The following is a 17,976-nucleotide window of genomic DNA, read 5'->3' on the forward strand; positions in this document are numbered from 1 at the left end:
TTGAAGATGGGCATCAGGCGTTCTGGCGATGGAGCTTTTCCAGTTTCTTCTTGATGCGGTCGCGTTTGAGCGTGGACAGGTAATCAACGAACAATTTGCCGTTGAGGTGGTCGCATTCGTGCTGGATGCACACGGCGAGCAAATCTTCGGCGATCAGTTCGTAAGGCTGGCCGTCGCGGTCCAGTGCCTTGACCTTGACCCGTTGTGGGCGATCGACGTTTTCGTAGAAACCCGGCACCGACAGGCAGCCTTCCTGATACTGGCCCATCTCGTCGGTCAGGGGTTCGAACTCAGGGTTGATGAACACTCGCGGTTCGGTGCGGTCTTCGGAGAGGTCCATCACGACGATACGTTTGTGCACGTTGACCTGGGTAGCGGCGAGGCCGATGCCAGGCGCTTCATACATTGTTTCAAACATGTCGTCGACCAACTGACGCACTTCGGCGTCCACTACAGCCACTGGCTTGGCGATAGTGCGCAGGCGCGGATCAGGGAATTCGAGGATGTTCAAAATGGCCATAAGCTTGATCAGTGCACGTGTGAAGTAAGGTCGGGTCAATGGCCTGGCGAATCCGAAGAAATGCAGGCTACCGTTGTAAAACGTAGCTCCCTTCTGTTGACAAGCAAGTTTTGACAAGCATGCCGGGAGCGAGCCACTGAGGGCTCTGGCGTTTCACGCGAACGTACATAATAAAGGGATTCACCGCATGAGGAAATCACTACTCGCCCTGCTGCTCCTGGTCTCGGCAGGTTGGGCGCATGGGCAAATGCAACTTCGGGAAGACATTCCCACCATTAAGCTCTCGCCTCAGGTGCGCAGCAGCCCGGTGAGCGAGGTTATCCCCAGCATTGCGCTGAAATCGATCAACAGCTTTCTGCTGAACAACCGCATCGTCGACAAGGTCGAGGATTTCGACCAGGCGCCCTACATCGTTGCCGGCGATGCCGAGCGCGTACTCAGCGGCGCGGGTGACCGCATCTTTGCCCGCGGCCATTTCGATCCGACGCAACCGGCGTACGGCATCTTCCGCCAGGGCAAGGTCTACACCGATCCGCAGAGCAAGGAAATCCTGGGGATCAACGCCGACGACATCGGCGGCGGTGAAGTCGTGGCCATCGAAGGAGACGTCGCTACCCTGGCGTTGCAACGTACGACCCAGGAAGTGCGCATCGGCGATCGCTTGTTCAGCGGTGAAGGGCGCGCGATCGACTCGACCTTCACGCCCAGCGCACCGAGCCTCGAAATCAACGGTTTGATCATCGATGTGCCGCGCGGGGTCACGCAGATCGGCGAATTGGACGTGGTTACGCTGAACAAGGGGCAGCGCGACGGTCTGGCCGAAGGCAATCTTCTTGCGGTGATGAAGACCGGCGAAACCGTGCGCGACCGGATCACCGGCCAGCCGTTGAAAATTCCCGATGAGCGCGCTGGTCTGCTGATGGTTTTCCGTACCTACGACAAACTCAGTTATGGGCTGGTGCTCAGCGCATCGCGCTCGTTGTCGGTGATGGACAAGGTGCGAAATCCGTAAGAGTGCTTCACAAGTTACCAACAGAGTTATCCACAGCTTATTCCCGTTTGTACGGGGGCTTATTACGATCAAGGATGATCCATGTCGCTGTCTACTGTTACACCGGTTTCCCCCGCGGAACTGGAAGCCCGATTACGTCTGCATCGTTTGCCGGAACTCGGTCCTGCGCGTTTCAAGAAATTGCTCGAAGCCTTCGGTTCGGCATCCAAAGCCCTCAGCGCACCAGCCAGTGCCTGGCGTTCGCTGGGGTTGCCACTGGCCTGCTCCGAGGCCAGGCGTAGCACCGGGATTCGTGACGGCGCCAGCCACGCATTGGCCTGGTTAGAGCGTCCGGCCCAGCATTTACTGATGTGGGACCAGCCGGACTACCCGGCACTGCTGGCACAAATCAGCGATGCACCACCACTGTTATTTGTCGCGGGCAATCCGGGCATTCTGGAAAAACCACAGCTGGCGATGGTCGGCAGCCGGCGCGCGTCTCGGCCGGGGATGGACACCGCTGCGGCGTTTTCCCGCAGCCTGGCCGGTGCCGGTTTTGTCATCACCAGCGGCCTGGCCCTGGGTATTGACGCTGCCGCGCACCAGGCCGCGCTCGACGTCGGCGGGCAAACGGTCGGTGTGCTCGGTACGGGGCTCGAGAAGTTTTATCCACAGCGAAATAGACGCCTGGCGGACGCCATGGTCGCTTCTGGCAGCGCAGTGCTTTCGGAGTTCCCGCTGGATGCAGGCCCCAGCGCCGGCAACTTCCCTCGACGCAACCGGATCATCAGTGGTTTGTCGCTCGGGGTGCTGGTGGTCGAAGCCAGTGTCGCCAGCGGTTCACTGATCACCGCGAGGCTGGCGGCGGAACAGGGGCGCGAGGTGTTTGCGATGCCCGGGTCGATCCATCACCCCGGCGCCCGCGGGTGTCACCAGTTGATCCGTGACGGTGCGGTGCTGGTGGAAACTATCGAACATATCCTCGAAGCCTTGCGCGGCTGGCAACGGCTGTCGTTATCCACGCAAACCTGCACCCCTGCAACGACTCATCCACTGCTGAAACTGCTGCATGCCGCCCCTCACACCAGTGAAGCGCTGGCCGACGCAAGTGGCTGGACCTTGCCGAAAGTGCTGGCGGCGTTGACGGAACTGGAAATGGATGGCCGCGCCGTGTGCGAAAGCGGGCGCTGGTTTGCGCGGGTGAGCTAGGTTTTATAAACAAGATCGGTAAACTGCGCAGAGCCTTATTCTGGAGAGTTTTTCATGGTCAACAGTTGGCGTGTGCAACAAGCCGCGCAAGCAATTCGCGCCGGGGCGGTGATTGCCTACCCAACCGAAGCAGTCTGGGGCCTGGGGTGCGACCCGTGGGACGAGGAAGCGGTGGAACGTTTGCTGCTGATCAAGGGCCGGCCTGTGGATAAGGGGCTGATTCTGGTCGCCGACAACATCCGTCAGTTCGATTTCCTCTTCGAGGACTTCCCGGAATTGTGGATGGACCGCATGGCCAGTACCTGGCCGGGACCGAACACCTGGCTGGTGCCGCACCAGAACCTGCTGCCGCAGTGGATTACCGGGGTGCATGAGACGGTAGCGCTACGCGTCAGCGATCACCCGCTGGTGCGGGATTTGTGCGCACTGGTCGGGCCGCTGGTGTCGACATCGGCCAACCCGCAGGGGCGCCCGGCGGCGCGTACGCGGCTTCGAGTCGAACAGTATTTCCGTGGCCAGGTGGATCTGGTGCTGGGCGGAAATCTGGGGGGGCGCAAGAACCCGAGCGTGATTCGCGATCTGGCGACCGGCAAGGTTGTGCGTCCGGGCTGATATCGCGTCATCGTTCTTCGCTGGCAAGCCAGCTCCTACAGGTTCATTGCGAAACTTGTAGGAGCTGGCTTGCCAGCGAAGGCGTCCTCAAGGCAACAAAACAACCGAACCGGTCGTGCGCCGCGCCGACAATTCGGTCTGCGCCTTCGCCGCTTCAGCCAGTGGATAACGCTGGCTGATGTTCACGGTCAGCTTGCCGCTGCTGATCATCTCGAACAGTTCGTCGGCCATGCGTTGCAGGTTTTCGGCGTTGTTCGCATAAGTGCCAAGCGTTGGCCGGGTCACGTACAGCGAGCCTTTGCCTGCCAGGATCCCCAGGTTCACGCCGTCGACCGCGCCGGACGCATTGCCGAAGCTCACCACCAGTCCACGCGGCGCGGCGCAGTCGAGTGAAGTCAGCCAGGTGTCCTTGCCGACGCCGTCGTACACCACCGGGACTTTTTTGCCGTCAGTCAATTCCAGCACGCGTTGGGCGACGTTTTCATGGCTGTAGTCGATGGTCGCCCAGGCTCCGTTGGCCTTGGCCAGTGCGGCTTTCTCTGCCGAGCTGACCGTGCCGATCAGCTTCACGCCCAAGGCCCGGGCCCATTGGCAAGCCAGGGAGCCGACACCACCGGCCGCGGCGTGGAACAGGATGGTTTCGCCACCCTTGAGTTCATAAGTCTGACGCAGCAGGTACTGCACGGTCAGGCCCTTGAGCATCACCCCGGCGGCTTGTTCGAAGCTGATGGCATCCGGCAGTTTCACCAGATTGGCCTCGGGCAAGACGTGAACTTCGCTGTAGGCGCCCAAAGGGCCGCTGCCATAGGCCACTCGATCGCCGATCTTGAAGCGGGTCACTTCGCTGCCCACCGCCTCGACCACGCCCGCCCCTTCAGAGCCGACTCCCGATGGCAGGGATGGCGGCGGATACAGACCGCTGCGGTAATAGGTGTCGATAAAGTTCAGGCCGATGGCCTTGTTGGTCACGCGCACTTCCTTCGGACCTGGCTCGGCGGGTTGGTAATCCACATACTCGAGTACCTCAGGGCCGCCGTGGGCGCGGAATTGGATACGCTTTGCCATCTGAACTCTCCATAGGTCGTTTTACCAAGCTCCCTATCGGACTCCTAAGCTTGATCTTCGTCAACTGCGAAGGGCTAACGTGCGATGTTATGCTACGGACCCATTTGCGCAGGCTGAGCTCCAATGGAGCACCGCGTAGTTTTGCCCGATTCAAGGTGATGACATGACGACCCGCACCGAGGCCGTAAAAGCCTACCTGCTCGACCTGCAAGAGCGCATTTGCGCTGCCCTGGAAGCCGAAGACGGCGGCACGCAATTCGTCGAAGACGCCTGGACCCGGCCTGCCGGCGGTGGTGGTCGCACCCGCGTGATCGAAAACGGCGCGGTGATTGAAAAGGGCGGCGTCAACTTTTCCCATGTCTTCGGCAGCGGTCTTCCACCGTCTGCCAGCGCTCATCGACCGGAACTGGCGGGCCGTGGTTTTGAAGCCCTGGGCGTGTCGCTGGTGATTCACCCGCACAACCCCCATGTGCCGACTTCCCACGCCAACGTGCGCTTTTTCATCGCTGAAAAAGAAGGTGAAGAACCGGTCTGGTGGTTTGGCGGCGGCTTCGACCTGACCCCGTATTACGGCAACGAAGAAGACTGCATTCACTGGCACCGCGTCGCCGAGCAGGCCTGTGCGCCGTTCGGCCCGGACGTTTACCCGCGCTACAAGGCCTGGTGCGACAGCTACTTCCACATCAAGCATCGTCACGAGCCGCGTGGCATCGGCGGGCTGTTTTTCGACGACCTGAACGAGTGGGACTTCGACACCAGCTTCGCCTTCATGCGTGCCATCGGCGATGCGTACATCGACGCCTATCTGCCGATCGTGCAGCGCCGCAAGAACGATGCGTTCACAGCCAAGCAGCGCGAGTTCCAGGAATTCCGCCGTGGCCGCTACGTTGAATTCAATCTGGTCTACGACCGTGGCACGTTGTTCGGCCTGCAATCGGGTGGGCGGACCGAGTCGATTTTGATGTCGCTGCCACCGCAAGTACGTTGGGGTTACGACTGGAAGGCCGAGCCTGGCAGCGAAGAAGCGCGCCTGACCGAGTATTTCCTGCAAGACCGCGATTGGTTGGCCGACGCCTGAACGAGGAAACCTGATGGACCGTTATGTCGTATTCGGAAACCCGATTGGCCACAGCAAGTCGCCGTTGATCCATCGCCTGTTCGCCGAACAGACCGGGCAAAAGCTCGACTACAACTCGCTGCTGGCGCCACTCGACGACTTTTCCACCTGTGCCCGGACGTTTTTCCTCGAAGGTCGCGGTGCCAATGTGACAGTGCCGTTCAAGGAAGAGGCCTATCGATTGGCCAATAGTCTGACGGCGCGGGCGCAGCGGGCGGGTGCGGTCAATACCTTGAGCAAACTGGCCGATGGCAGTCTGCTGGGCGACAACACCGACGGCGCCGGGCTGGTGCGAGACCTGACGGTCAACGCCGGTTTCAGCCTCAAGGGAAAACGCATCCTGTTGCTCGGTGCCGGCGGTGCGGTGCGCGGTGCTCTGGAGCCGCTACTGGCCGAGCAACCGGCATCGGTGATCATCGCCAACCGCACGGTGGAAAAGGCCGAGCTTCTGGCGGAACTGTTCTGTGATCTGGGCCCGGTCTCGGCCAGTGGCTACGACTGGTTGCAGGAGTCGGTGGACCTGATCATCAATGCGACCTCCGCGAGCCTGACGGGCGATGTGCCGCCGATTGCGCCCAGCCTGGTCGAACCGGGCAGAACGGTGTGCTACGACATGATGTACGGCAAGGAACCGACCTCATTCTGCCGCTGGGCCAGTGAACACGGTGCGGCGGTGGCGATGGATGGCTTGGGGATGCTGGCCGAACAAGCGGCGGAAGCGTTTTTCCTGTGGCGCGGAGTGCGGCCGGATACGGCGCCGGTATTGGCTGAGCTGCGTAGACAGCTGGCCCTATAAACTACTGTAGGAGCGAGCTTGCTCGCGAAAAACCCAAGGGCGCCGCGGGGCATCTGGTTTAGTGCGGTATCGTTCACGACCTTCGAGAGCAAGCTCGCTCCTACAGAGGGCGGTGTTTCAATCCTCAAACCGGATCGGGCATTTCTCCGCTCCTTCCAGCTTTCTCAGTTCTTCCACCACCTGCGGCCGGGCCCGACGCAGGGTCAGGCTGCGATCCTGGCGTAGCAGGCGCCGCGCCTCCTGATGCAGCATTTCCACCCCTGAATAGTCGATGAAGTTGATCTGCTGAGCCTCGATCACCACGCGTGCGCCGTGCATGCGTTGCAGGCGCACTTGCAGGTAATGGCTGGCACCGAAAAAGATCGAACCGCCGACCCGCAGAATGTCTTCCTCGCCATCTCGCACATGCTGCACCCGTGGCTGCGAGGTGCGCTTGAGGTAGAAAAAAAGCGAGGCCAGCACGCCGGCGTAGATCGCCGTTTGCAATTCCAGCAGCAGCGTGGCGACGCAGGTCAGCGCCATGACCACGAACTCAGCGCGGCTGACCCGCAACAACGCGCGAATGCCGCGGTGGTCCACCAGCCCCCAGGCGATCAACAGAATGCTCCCGGCCATCGCCGGGATCGGGATGTGCGCGATCAGGCTCGCACCGAAGATCGCGAACAGCGCTACCCACAACGCCGAAAAAATCCCCGCCAGTGGCGAACAGGCCCCTGCTTCATAGCTCAGGCCTGAGCGAGTGAATGAACCGGCCGACAGCGATCCGGAAAAAAACGCCCCGATGATGTTCGACAGGCCTTGGGCACGGACTTCCTGATTGGCATCGAGCAGTTGCTGTGAACGCGCCGAGATCGAGCGGGCAATCGACAGGCTGGTGACCAGCCCGAGCATACCGACTGCTACTGCGCTGGGCAGCAGGCGCAGGATCAGATCGAGATCCAGCGGTAGCGGACTGAAAGGTGGCAGCTTGCCGGTAAACGCGCTGACCAGGTGCACATGGCCGAACATTGATGGCCAAAGCCAAACCACCAAGCCGCCGAGAATAAGGGTGATCAGCAACGTCGGCCAGCGTGGCAGCCACAGCTTGAGGATCACGCCCAGCACCACCGTCGCCAGCCCCAGCGCCAGCGAAGGCTTGTCCATTTCGCCGAGATGGCGCAACAAGGTGATGAAACTATCCAGCGCGGTGGCCTGGCTGGGTAAGTCCAGCCCCAGCAGGTTAGGCAATTGACCGATGGCAATCACCACGGCGGCACCCAGAGTGAAGCCGAGCACCACCGAGTGCGAGACGAAATTCACCAGTGCGCCAAACCGCAACAAACCCAGCAGCCATTGAAAGAGGCCGGCAAGAAACGTCAGCAACAGGATCAACATGACGTAGTCCTGCGACGCTGGAACGGCCAGAGGGCTGACGCTGGCGTACAGGACGATCGAGATGGCCGCCGTAGGGCCGCAGATCAAATGCCACGACGAACCCCAGAGACAAGCGATCAATACCGGGATGATTGCCGCGTAGAGGCCGTATTCCGGTGGGAGGCCGGCAATCAGTGCGTAGGCAATGGATTGCGGCAACGCGAGAATCGCGCCGCTGAGGCCGACGATCAGGTCGCGCCCGACGCTGGCGCGGGTTTGCCGGGGTAGCCAGGAGAGGAAGGGGAAGAGTGAATGGCGGCTTGGCAGGGCCATGGGGCCTCTCGAGTGGGATTTTGCGCAAGGGTATCAGGACGAGATGACGATGTGCCCATGTGGGAGCGAGCTTGCTCGCGATGACGTATTCACATTCAGCAAATTTGCCGACTGTCCCATTGCCATCGCGAGCAAGCTCGCTCCCACAGATATTGGTTACAACTTGGCTTTGACCGCCGGCAAAGCATCCTTGCCATCCACGGTCTTCACCCCATCGAGCCATTTATCCAGCACCGCCGGATTGGCCTTGATCCACGCCTTCACCGCATCAGCATTGCTGATCTTCTTGTTCACCACCTCGGCCATGATGCTGTTTTCCATGTCCTGGGTGAAACTCAGGTTGGTCAGCAGTTTGCCGACGTTCGGGCAGGCCTGTGCATAACCTTTGCGGGTCAGGGTGTGCACGCTGCCGGTGTCACCGAAGTATTTCTCGCCGCCCTTGAGGTAATGCATTTTCAGCTGCACGTTCATCGGGTGCGGGGTCCAGCCGAGGAAGGTCACGAACTTCTGTTTTTTCACCGCACGGGACACTTCCGCCAGCATTGCCTGCTCGCTGGACTCGATCAGTTTCCACTGGCCCATGTCGAAATCGTTTTTCTTGATGATCTCTTGCAGCGATATGTTCGCCGGCGCGCCGGAGCCAATGCCGTAGATCTTGCGGTCGAACTTGTCGGCGTATTTGTTCAGGTCGGCAAAGTCATGCACACCCGCGTCCCACACGTAGTCCGGAACGGCGAGGGTGAATTCGGTGCCGTCGAGGTTCTTCGCCAGTTGCGTGACATCGCCGTTGGCGACGAATTTGTCATAGAAGCCCTGTTGCGCCGGCATCCAGTTACCCAGGAACACATCGACCTGGCCATCCTTGAGCCCGCCAAAGGTGATCGGCACCGCGAGGGTGTCGACCTTGGCCTTGTAGCCCATGCCGTCCAGCAGAAACCCGGCGATGGCATTGGTCGCGGCGATGTCGCTCCAGCCGGGGTCAGCCATTTTCACGGTCTCGCAACTCTGATCGGCAAACGCCGATGCACTGCCCAGAGCCAGGAGCCCGACCGTCAGTACTGTGGATAACCTTTGCATGGACTTCCCCTTGAGATTATTGGTTTTGGCAGGGTTGTGGATAACGTGCTTTACGCTCCAGATCGTCGAGGTCGATGTGGTTGCGCATGTATTGCTGACTGGCGTCCACCAGTGGCTGGTGATCCCAGCTCTTCAGCTTGCCGAGGGTCAGTGCCTCGGCCACGAACCGCCGGCGCCGCTGGCTGGCGAGCACCTGCTGGTGAATCGCCGGAATGTTCCATTTGGCCCGCGCTTCGACGAGAAAATCGTCGAACAGTTGGCGATGTTGCGGCGAATGACTGAGTTCTTCCAGTTCACACGGGTCATTGTGTAGGTCGAAGAGCAGGCAAGGGTCGTCTTCGCTGTAGATGAATTTGTAGGCGCCGCGGCGGATCATCATCAATGGGCTGATGGTGCCTTCGGCCATGTATTCGCCGAACACCTCGTCGTGACCACCCTGCCCTTGCAGGTGTGGGACCAGTGAGCGGCCGTCCAGCGGCAAGCCCGGTTCCAGCGAGCCACCAGCCAGTTCAACGAAGGTCGGCAGCAGATCGGCCGTGGAAACACTGGCGCTGACCCGACCGGTACCGAATTGCCCTGGCGCGCTGATCAGCAGCGGCACCCGTGCGGCCATCTCGAACCAATGCATTTTGTACCAGAGCCCGCGTTCGCCGAGCATGTCGCCGTGGTCACCGGAGAACACGATGATGGTGTCGTCGATCAGCCCGGTATCCTCGAGAGTTTGCAGGAGTTTGCCGACGTTGCTGTCGATATAGCTGCAGGCGCCGAAATAGGCCCGGCGAGCGTCGCGGATCTTATCCACAGGCAGTGGCTTGTCCCACAGATCGTAAACCTTGAGCAAACGCTGCGAGTGTGGATCGAGGTCATGCGGGTCCGGAGTCGTGGGCAACGGGATATCGGCGTCGTCGTACAGATCCCAGAAAGCCTTGGGAATCGTGTACGGGTCGTGTGGGTGAGTCATGGAAACGGTCAGGCAGAACGGCTGCTCGCCGTCCTCGCGAATATGGTCGAACAGGTACTGCTGGGCCTTGAACACCACCTCTTCGTCGAAATCCAGCTGATTGGTGCGCACGCACGGGCCGGCTTGCAGTACCGACGACATGTTGTGGTACCAGGTCGGGCGCACGTCCGGCTCATCCCAGTTCACCGCCCAGCCGTAGTCGGCCGGGTAAATGTCACTGGTCAGGCGTTCTTCGTAGCCATGCAACTGGTCCGGTCCACAGAAATGCATCTTGCCCGACAGGGCGGTGCGGTAGCCGAGGCGGCGCAGATAGTGGGCGTAGGTCGGTACGTCGGCGGGGAAATCGGCGGCGTTGTCATAGGCGCCGATCTTGCTCGGCAACTGGCCGCTGACCAGGGTGAACCGCGACGGCGCGCACAGGGGGCTGTTGCAATAAGCGGAGTCGAACACCACGCCTTGTGCGGCGAGGCGGCTGAGATTGGGCAGCTTGATGGGCGATGGGCCGTAGAACGGCAACATTGGCGCGGCCATTTGATCGGCCATGATGAAAAGAATGTTCTTGCGCTTCATGTGATCGCGGCATTCCATAGTGGATGTTTATGCGAGAGTGCTGGCTTCGAGAATGAAACCCTCGCATCTTGCGGTAAAGCCCATGCGCGGCAATGACTAGGATAAGCACAGCTTATGTATGACGCCCTTGGTGACCTGTCATTGGATCTGCTTCGCGCCTTCGAAGCGGCGGCCCGCCAACGCAGCTTCACCGCCGCGGCGGTTGAGCTGGGCACCACGCAACCGGCCATCAGCCAGCAGATCAAGCGCCTGGAAGAACAACTGGCGACACGCCTGTTCGACCGCATTTATCGCGGCATCGAACTGACCGAGGCCGGGCAGATTCTTTTCGAGCAGGTTCAGCTAGGATTGCAGAATATCGACGCAGGATTGAGCGCAATCAGCGCACAACAACAGCATGAGGTACTGCAGGTCGCCACGGATTTTGCCTTCGCCGCTTATTGGTTGATGCCGCGACTGCACCGCTTTCATGCGGCCAATCCACAGGTGGATGTCAGCCTGGTCACCAGTGAACGCAGCCATAACATGCTACGTACCGATATCGATGTGGCGGTGCTGTTCGGCGATGGCCGCTTCAAGCAGGGTGAAAGCCATTGGCTGTTCAGCGAGGAAGTGTTTCCGGTATGCAGTCCGCAGTTGTTGGGTGAGCGTCCCCTGCCCTTGCCGGCCCAGGCATTGCTGGAGTTTCCGTTGCTGCACCTGCGTGGGGAACACAGCAGCAACTGGTTCGACTGGAGTGGTGTGTTCCGCGAGCTGGGCATCACCTCGCCCCCGGCGCCCGGGCAATTGCGCTTCGACAACTACACGCTGCTGATTCAGGCGGCTATTGGTGGTCAGGGCGTGGCCATCGGCTGGCGCCACCTTGTGGATAACCTGCTGGCCCAGGGATTGTTGTGCCGACCGATTGCCGAAACGGCGATGTCGAGGCTGGGTTATTACGTGGTTCTGCCCCAGCGCAAACGACGCGGAGCGTTAATTCGACAGTTTGTGGATTGGTTGATGGCCGAACAGTCCGGCAGTGCGCAGTCGTTGTCGGGGTTGTCATTGCCTTCGATTGCAGTGTGAAACGTGAAAAGATCGCAACCTGTGCCCCGTGATCTGCTCGACCGGATTTAGAGGATTTCAAATGCAACGCATAACGGGCTACCACGCCCATGTCTATTTCGACGCCAATACCATCGATCAGGCGCGGGCCTTGTGTGAGCAGGCAGCGCAACTGTTCCCACTGAAAATGGGCCGCGTGCACGAGCGCCCGGTCGGTCCGCACCCGGACTGGAGCTGTCAGTTGGCGTTCGAGCCGCAGGTGTTGGGCGACGTGCTGCCGTGGCTGGCGCTCAACCGCAAGGGCCTGGTGGTGTTTCTGCACCCTGATACCGGTGACGATCTGCGTGACCACACCGAGCATGCGATCTGGATGGGTGCAATACGGCCGCTGGATCTGTCTGTTTTTTGATCAGAGTGTTTCTTCAGCCTCGCCGGGCAAGTGTTCGTCCATGTTCAACCTCCTGCCCTGTGTGCAGGGATTGAAACCCAATCCGACGATCGGTTGCACATCCGGTCCTTGCTTTCATTGGCGAAAGCTGGCTGAAAGCTTCCCCGATTAGGATCGCCCCCACTACCGGCAACAGACCGGTTGGCCAATGCCAGCGTTTTATCGCTCGCACAGCCCATTTAACAACAACAATGGTGATTCTGATGTCCTCTGCTACCCGCCGCTTCGCTGCAACTCCGCCCGTACGTCTCGTGCTTCCCGTTCTGCGCTGATCCCGCCCGGTCCGCTCATTCCCCTAGCCGCGCTACGCCTGGAGTATTCCCATGCTGACTTTCCTTGGCTTCGCCATGGTCATCACGTTCATGTTCCTGATCATGACCAAGCGCCTGTCCGCGCTGATCGCCCTGATCCTCATTCCAATCATCTTCGCCCTGTTTGGCGGATTTTCGCCGAAGATCGGCCCGATGATGCTCGAAGGCATCACCAAGCTTGCGCCAACTGGCGTGATGCTGATGTTCGCTATCTTGTACTTCGCCCTGATGATCGACTCCGGCCTGTTCGACCCGGCCGTGCGCAAGATCCTCAAACTGGTCAAGGGCGACCCGTTGAAAGTTTCGGTCGGCACCGCCGTACTGGCGCTCGTCGTTTCCCTCGATGGTGACGGCGCGACCACTTATATGATCTGCGTGGCCGCCATGCTGCCGCTCTACAGCCGTATCGGCATGAGCCCGCGGATCATGGCCGGCCTGATCATCCTCGCCGGTGGCGTGATGAACATGACGCCATGGGGTGGCCCCACCGCTCGCGCTGCCAGTGCGTTGCATGTGGACCCGTCCGACATCTTTGTACCGATGATTCCTGCGATGCTGGCCGGTGTGGTGGCAATCCTGGTCATTGCCTACGTCTACGGCAAGCGTGAGCGTGCACGCCTGGGTGAACTGCACCTGGTGGGCGATGAAATCGACCACAGTGAAATCAGCGTTTCGCAGTTCCCGGATGCCCGTCGTCCGAAGCTGATCTGGTTCAACGGCGCCCTGACCCTGGCCCTGATGGGCACCCTGATCGCCGGCCTGCTGCCGTTGCCGGTACTGTTCATGGTGGCGTTCAGTATCGCCATGATCGTCAACTATCCTTGCCTGCAACAGCAGAAGGATCGCGTTGCGGCTCACGCCGGTAGCGTGCTGGCGGTAGTCGGGTTGATCTTTGCGGCCGGTATCTTCACCGGTATCCTGACCGGCACCGGGATGGTCGACGCCATGTCGAAAAGCCTGCTGGCGGTGATTCCGGATTTCCTCGGCCCGTACCTGGCGGTGATCACGGCGCTGGTGAGCATGCCGTTCACCTTCTTCATGTCGAACGATGCATTTTATTACGGCGTGTTACCGGTACTTGCCGAAGCCGCGAGCCATTACGGTATAACCGCGGTGGAAATGGCACGTGCCTCGATCGTCGGTCAGCCCGTCCACCTGTTGAGCCCGCTGGTTCCATCGACCTATCTGTTGGTGGCCCTGGCCGGTATCGATTTCGGTGACCACCAGCGCTTCACTCTCAAGTGGGCGGTGCTGGTTTGTATCTGCATACTGATTGCTGCAATGCTGTTGGGGACTTTCCCGGTGTTCAGCACTCTATAAGCCCAAGACTCACTACTTCGGGTCCAGGCTTCGCTGTTTGAAGCCCGGGCCCGTTGTGGTTTAACAATCGCTCAAAGGAATACACATGGAATGGCTGACCAACCCTGAAATCTGGGTTGCCTTCTTCACCCTGACCGCCCTGGAAATCGTCCTGGGCATCGATAACATCATCATGATTTCGATCCTGGTCAGCCGCATGCCCAAGCACATGCAGGCGCGCACCCGGATTTTCGGTCTTGGGCTGGCCATGATCACGCGGATCCTCTTGCTGCTGTCGATCACCTGGGTCATGCGCCTGACCGCCGATCTGTTCGAAGTGTTCGGCCAGGGTATTTCCGGACGTGACCTGATCCTGTTCTTCGGTGGTCTGTTCCTGCTGTGGAAAAGCTCGCAAGAGATGTACCACGCGCTGGAAGGTGAAGATGAAAGCAACGACGAGCCTTCGGGCAAGGGCGGCAACTTCCTCTACACCATCATCCAGATCGCGATCATCGACATCGTGTTCTCCCTGGACTCGGTGATCACCGCAGTCGGCATGGTCTCCCACGTTCCTGTCATGATCGCAGCGATCATCGTGGCCGTGCTGGTGATGATGTGGGCATCTGGCACCATCAGTGAGTTCATCGACAAGCACCCATCGCTGAAGATGCTGGCGCTGTCGTTCCTGTTGATCGTCGGTACGGTGCTCATTGCCGAATCCTTCGACGTGCACGTGCCAAAAGGCTACGTCTACTTCGCCATGGCGTTCTCGCTGGCAGTGGAAGCGATCAACATCAGGATGCGCACCGCCATCGCGAAAAAGAAGAAGCAGCAGGAGCCGGAGCCGGTAAAGCTGCGCAAGGATATTCCGGGCCAGTAACCCGAAAGCGCTAAATACGCAAAGCCTGTGGGAGCGGACTTGCTCACGAAGAGGGTGTGTCAGTCGACATTAATGTTGCTAGATACACCGCCTTCGCGAGCAAGCTCGTTCCCACAGTGTTTTGTGTGACTGGAAGATCGCTGTTTTCATGACGGTTTTATTTCAATCCCTTCTTTGGCTATGCGATGCTGGCGCGCAGGCCGTTAGCCAACTACAGCTTAAGTACAGAACGTAGAAAATCGCGCGGCATCGTCAACTTGCTCCTTTGGGGCGCTACACCACAGGGGGCCGGTATGCTTACCCTGCTCAATTTGCTTTCTGCAGTGGCCCTGTTGATCTGGGGCACGCATATCGTCCGAACCGGCATCCTGCGGGTCTACGGCACCAATCTGCGCCATGTCATTGGCCATAACATGGCCAACCGCTGGTTGGCTTTCCTCTCCGGGATCGCCGTCACGGCGATGGTCCAGAGCAGCAACGCTACCGCCATGCTGGTTACGTCCTTTGTCGGCCAGGGCCTGATGGCCCTTACACCGGCGCTGGTCACCATGCTCGGCGCCGATGTCGGTACGGCGCTGATGGCGCGGGTGCTGACGTTCGATCTGTCGTGGCTGTCGCCGCTGCTGATTTTTGCCGGGGTGATTTTCTTTCTGTCACGCAAGCAGACCCGACTCGGGCAGATGGGCCGTGTCGCCATCGGCTTGGGCTTGATTATTCTGGCGCTGCAACTGATTGTCGAAGCTGCGCACCCGATTACCCATGCCAAAGGAGTGAAGGTGATTTTCGCCTCACTCACTGGCGACCTCCTGCTCGACGCCTTGGTCGGCGCGTTGTTCGCGATGGTTTCCTATTCCAGCCTGGCCGCTGTGCTGCTCACCGCGACCCTGGCGGGTGCCAACGTGATCAGCCTGCCGGTGGCTATCGGGCTGGTGATCGGCGCCAATATCGGCAGCGGCGTACTCGCCTTCCTCAGCACCAGCATGCAGAACCCCGCCGGGCGCCAAGTGGCGCTGGGCAGCCTGCTGTACAAACTGATTGGTCTTTTATTGATCATTCCGGTACTCGATCCGCTGGTGCACTGGCTCGATAGCCTCGATTTCAGCCCTCAGGAAATGGTCATTGGCTTTCATTTGCTCTACAACACCGCGCGCTGTCTGATCCTGCTGCCCAGTGTCGGGCCGATGGCCAGGTTTTGTGCCTGGGTGCTGCCTGAACGCCAGCAGGCAAATGGCACGGCCAAGCCCCGGCACCTTGACCCCACGGCGTTGGTCACCCCCGGTTTGGCGCTGGCCAACGCAGCCCGGGAAACGCTGCGCATGGGCGACCTGATCGACAACATGCTCGAAGCCATGCTCGATGTTTTACGCGGCAAGCAAACCGCCGTCACCCAGGAAATACGGCGCCTGACCGACGATGTCGAAGCGCTCTACAGCGCGATCAAATTGTATCTGGCGCAAATGCCCCGGGAAGATCTCAGCGATCAGGACAGCCGGCGCTGGGCGGAAATCATCGAGCTGGCGATCAACCTGAAACTCGCCAGCGACTTGATCGAACGCATGCTGCGCAAAGTGCAGCAGCAGAAAACCTCGCAGCGCCGGTCGTTTTCCGAAGTCGGGCTGGGCGAATTGACCGGGCTGCATACTCAATTGATTTCCAGCCTGCGGCTCGGGATGTCGGTGTTTCTCAGTGGCGACCCGGAAAGCGCTCGTCAGCTGGTGCGTGAAAAACGTCGTTTCCGCGCACAGGAGCGGCGCCTGGCCCATGCTCATGTCAGTCGCTTGCATCGTAAAATCGTGCAGAGTATCGAAACCAGTTCGTTGCACCTGGAGCTGATCGCCGACATGAAGCGTCTGAATTCGCTGTTTTGCAGCAGTGCCTACGTGGTGCTGGAAACATCCGACACCGGCGCATTGGTCGTCGATGATTTGACTGACATTACTCATTCACCCTGAACGTCCACAGTTGCCTGAAGTCTGTTGAACTTACGCCAGTCGTACGGAAGCTCGTTATGCGTTGTCTGTTGTTCGCCTGTCTGTTGCTTGGTTCTTTTCCGTCGCTGGCCCTGGATCGCTTCCAGGTCGAGGGCTACACCCTGCGCAACGGTTTGCAGATGCTGCTCAAACCCGGCACTGACCGCGGGCATGTGGCGATCCGGCTGGTGGTCGGCGTTGGCCTGGACGATTTCAATTGCGCAGAAAAGGAACTGCCGCATCTGCTGGAACATCTGCTGTTCAGCGGCATCGACGCCAGTGGCGAAGGTGGCCTGGAAGAACGCATGCAAGCCCTGGGGGGTGAGTGGAACGCCTTCACCAGCAATGCCGATACGACTTTCGTCATCGAAGCCCCGGCCCAAAACCAGCGCAAGGTGCTCGACCTGTTGTTGGCGCTGCTGACCCAGACCCGTTTCGACGACAACGCCATCAACGCCGCCAAGCAAGTGGTCGAGCGTGAAGACGGCGGTCACTACTCGCACCTGCAGCGCTGGCTCGATCGGCAGGACCTGGGCCACACGGCCAGCAACCAGCTGGCCGTGGAGCTGGGCCTCAAATGCCCGGAGCGTGCGCAAGTCGATGACCTGACCCGTAAGCAACTGGAGCGGGTGCGCAAGGACTGGTATGCGCCGAACAACATGACCCTGATCGTGGTCGGCGATCTCGACAAGTTGCTGCCGGCCTATCTGGAGCGGGCGTATGGCGCGCTGGAAGCGATTACTCCTGGCGAGCATCCGCCGCTGCCGCAAATCCAGGCCAGCGCCGCCCACGAGCGCACGCTGCCCCACGGTCTGGTCGGTAACGGCGCCAAATTGCACTGGCTGGTGCCGGAGCCGGTGCTGGACGACGGGCACGACCAAACCTTCGATTTGCTCAAGGATTATCTGGATTGGGCGCTCTATCGCCAGATGCGCCTGGCTCACGGTTTGTCCTACGGCCCGTGGGCGGAGCGTGAGGTGTTCGGCGGCGTGGGTTTCATGAGCCTCAATGCCGACCTTGAACGCGACGACGTGCTTGCGGCCGAACAAGTGCTCGACGACTTGAAGGCCGGACTGCTCAAGGACGGCCTCAATGCCGACACGTTCAACCGGCTCAAGCAGGCCGCGATTGCCCGTCAGGCCTGGGCCGTGCAAGGCAACAGCGCGTTGGCCGACTACTACTGGAGCGCCATCGGTGATTACGAGGACGGCCGCTTCACCAACCCGGCCCGGGAGCTGCAAGGGGTGACGCTGGAGGAGGCAAACAAGGCCGTGCGTGAACTGTTGTTGCAGCCGGGGTATTTGCGAATCGAGAAGCCGCTGTTCAGTTATGACCAGTTGATGTGGTTGGTGGTCGGGGGGGCGGGCTTGATCGTGTTGATGTTGGTGGGCTGGCGTTTGCACCGCAGGAAGTGACCATT

Annotated in this window: 15 protein-coding genes and 1 pseudogene; 11 read left to right on the forward strand and 5 right to left on the reverse strand. The window is 60.1% G+C overall.

The window, feature by feature from the left end; genetic code table 11:
• Positions 1-13: 13 nt before the first annotated feature.
• Positions 14-520 carry a peptide deformylase gene (gene def / locus KGA81_RS05180; RefSeq protein WP_108218782.1) on the reverse strand — a complete coding sequence of 169 codons (507 nt, stop codon included), beginning with the start codon at positions 518-520 and terminating at the stop codon, positions 14-16.
• A gap of 220 nt (positions 521-740) precedes the next feature.
• On the opposite strand from def, the pseudogene KGA81_RS05185 reads away from it, so the two are divergent.
• From KGA81_RS05185 to KGA81_RS05195, 3 genes and pseudogenes are all read left to right on the forward strand, one after another.
• Positions 741-1,532, forward strand: a pseudogene (locus KGA81_RS05185) (peptidoglycan-binding protein); the annotation flags it as partial.
• Positions 1,533-1,613: 81 nt separating this feature from the next.
• Positions 1,614-2,720 (forward strand): DNA-processing protein DprA, encoded by a 1,107-nt coding sequence (dprA, locus tag KGA81_RS05190; protein ID WP_223544833.1) that lies wholly within the window; start codon positions 1,614-1,616, stop codon positions 2,718-2,720.
• 54 nt (positions 2,721-2,774) lie between these two features.
• Positions 2,775-3,332 carry an L-threonylcarbamoyladenylate synthase gene (locus tag KGA81_RS05195; protein ID WP_223544834.1) on the forward strand — a complete coding sequence of 186 codons (558 nt, stop codon included), beginning with the start codon at positions 2,775-2,777 and terminating at the stop codon, positions 3,330-3,332.
• A gap of 87 nt (positions 3,333-3,419) precedes the next feature.
• Here KGA81_RS05195 and KGA81_RS05200 read toward each other — a convergent pair whose 3' ends face one another.
• A complete protein-coding gene (locus KGA81_RS05200; RefSeq protein WP_223544835.1) occupies positions 3,420-4,397 on the reverse strand; it encodes an NADPH:quinone reductase in 978 nt (325 codons plus the stop codon).
• 163 nt (positions 4,398-4,560) lie between these two features.
• Between KGA81_RS05200 and hemF the strand changes: the two genes are divergently transcribed.
• Together hemF and aroE are read left to right on the forward strand one after the other, a co-directional pair.
• Complete coding sequence (gene hemF / locus KGA81_RS05205; protein ID WP_223544836.1) at positions 4,561-5,475, forward strand: oxygen-dependent coproporphyrinogen oxidase; 915 nt, start codon at positions 4,561-4,563, stop codon at positions 5,473-5,475.
• A gap of 13 nt (positions 5,476-5,488) precedes the next feature.
• Complete coding sequence (gene aroE, locus KGA81_RS05210; RefSeq protein ID WP_223544837.1) at positions 5,489-6,310, forward strand: shikimate dehydrogenase; 822 nt, start codon at positions 5,489-5,491, stop codon at positions 6,308-6,310.
• A 117-nt stretch (positions 6,311-6,427) separates the two neighbouring features.
• On the opposite strand, the gene KGA81_RS05215 is transcribed toward aroE, so the two are convergent.
• From KGA81_RS05215 to betC, 3 genes are all read right to left on the reverse strand, one after another.
• Positions 6,428-7,996 (reverse strand): SulP family inorganic anion transporter, encoded by a 1,569-nt coding sequence (locus KGA81_RS05215; RefSeq protein WP_223544838.1) that lies wholly within the window; start codon positions 7,994-7,996, stop codon positions 6,428-6,430.
• A gap of 156 nt (positions 7,997-8,152) precedes the next feature.
• Positions 8,153-9,073, reverse strand: a complete 921-nt coding sequence (gene choX / locus KGA81_RS05220) for a choline ABC transporter substrate-binding protein (RefSeq protein ID WP_223544839.1) — start codon at positions 9,071-9,073, stop codon at positions 8,153-8,155.
• Between the two features lie 16 nt (positions 9,074-9,089).
• Positions 9,090-10,604, reverse strand: a complete 1,515-nt coding sequence (gene betC, locus KGA81_RS05225; protein WP_223544840.1) for a choline-sulfatase — start codon at positions 10,602-10,604, stop codon at positions 9,090-9,092.
• A gap of 114 nt (positions 10,605-10,718) precedes the next feature.
• Here betC and KGA81_RS05230 point away from each other — a divergent pair, with 114 nt between their 5' ends.
• The 6 genes from KGA81_RS05230 (at position 10,719) to KGA81_RS05255 (ending at position 17,971) form a co-directional block, all read left to right on the forward strand.
• Complete coding sequence (locus KGA81_RS05230; RefSeq protein WP_223544841.1) at positions 10,719-11,669, forward strand: choline sulfate utilization transcriptional regulator; 951 nt, start codon at positions 10,719-10,721, stop codon at positions 11,667-11,669.
• A gap of 61 nt (positions 11,670-11,730) precedes the next feature.
• Complete coding sequence (locus KGA81_RS05235) at positions 11,731-12,057, forward strand: DOPA 4,5-dioxygenase family protein (protein WP_223544842.1); 327 nt, start codon at positions 11,731-11,733, stop codon at positions 12,055-12,057.
• A gap of 362 nt (positions 12,058-12,419) precedes the next feature.
• Positions 12,420-13,727, forward strand: a complete 1,308-nt coding sequence (locus tag KGA81_RS05240) for a CitMHS family transporter (protein ID WP_223544843.1) — start codon at positions 12,420-12,422, stop codon at positions 13,725-13,727.
• Positions 13,728-13,812: 85 nt separating this feature from the next.
• Positions 13,813-14,586 carry a TerC family protein gene (locus KGA81_RS05245; RefSeq protein WP_223544844.1) on the forward strand — a complete coding sequence of 258 codons (774 nt, stop codon included), beginning with the start codon at positions 13,813-13,815 and terminating at the stop codon, positions 14,584-14,586.
• 293 nt (positions 14,587-14,879) lie between these two features.
• Positions 14,880-16,538, forward strand: a complete 1,659-nt coding sequence (locus tag KGA81_RS05250) for a Na/Pi cotransporter family protein (protein WP_223544845.1) — start codon at positions 14,880-14,882, stop codon at positions 16,536-16,538.
• A gap of 56 nt (positions 16,539-16,594) precedes the next feature.
• Complete coding sequence (locus KGA81_RS05255; RefSeq protein ID WP_223544846.1) at positions 16,595-17,971, forward strand: M16 family metallopeptidase; 1,377 nt, start codon at positions 16,595-16,597, stop codon at positions 17,969-17,971.
• Positions 17,972-17,976: the final 5 nt, after the last annotated feature.

The sequence above is a fragment of the Pseudomonas sp. A-B-19 genome, assembly GCF_019947515.1.
Classification (GTDB): Bacteria; Pseudomonadota; Gammaproteobacteria; order Pseudomonadales; family Pseudomonadaceae; genus Aquipseudomonas.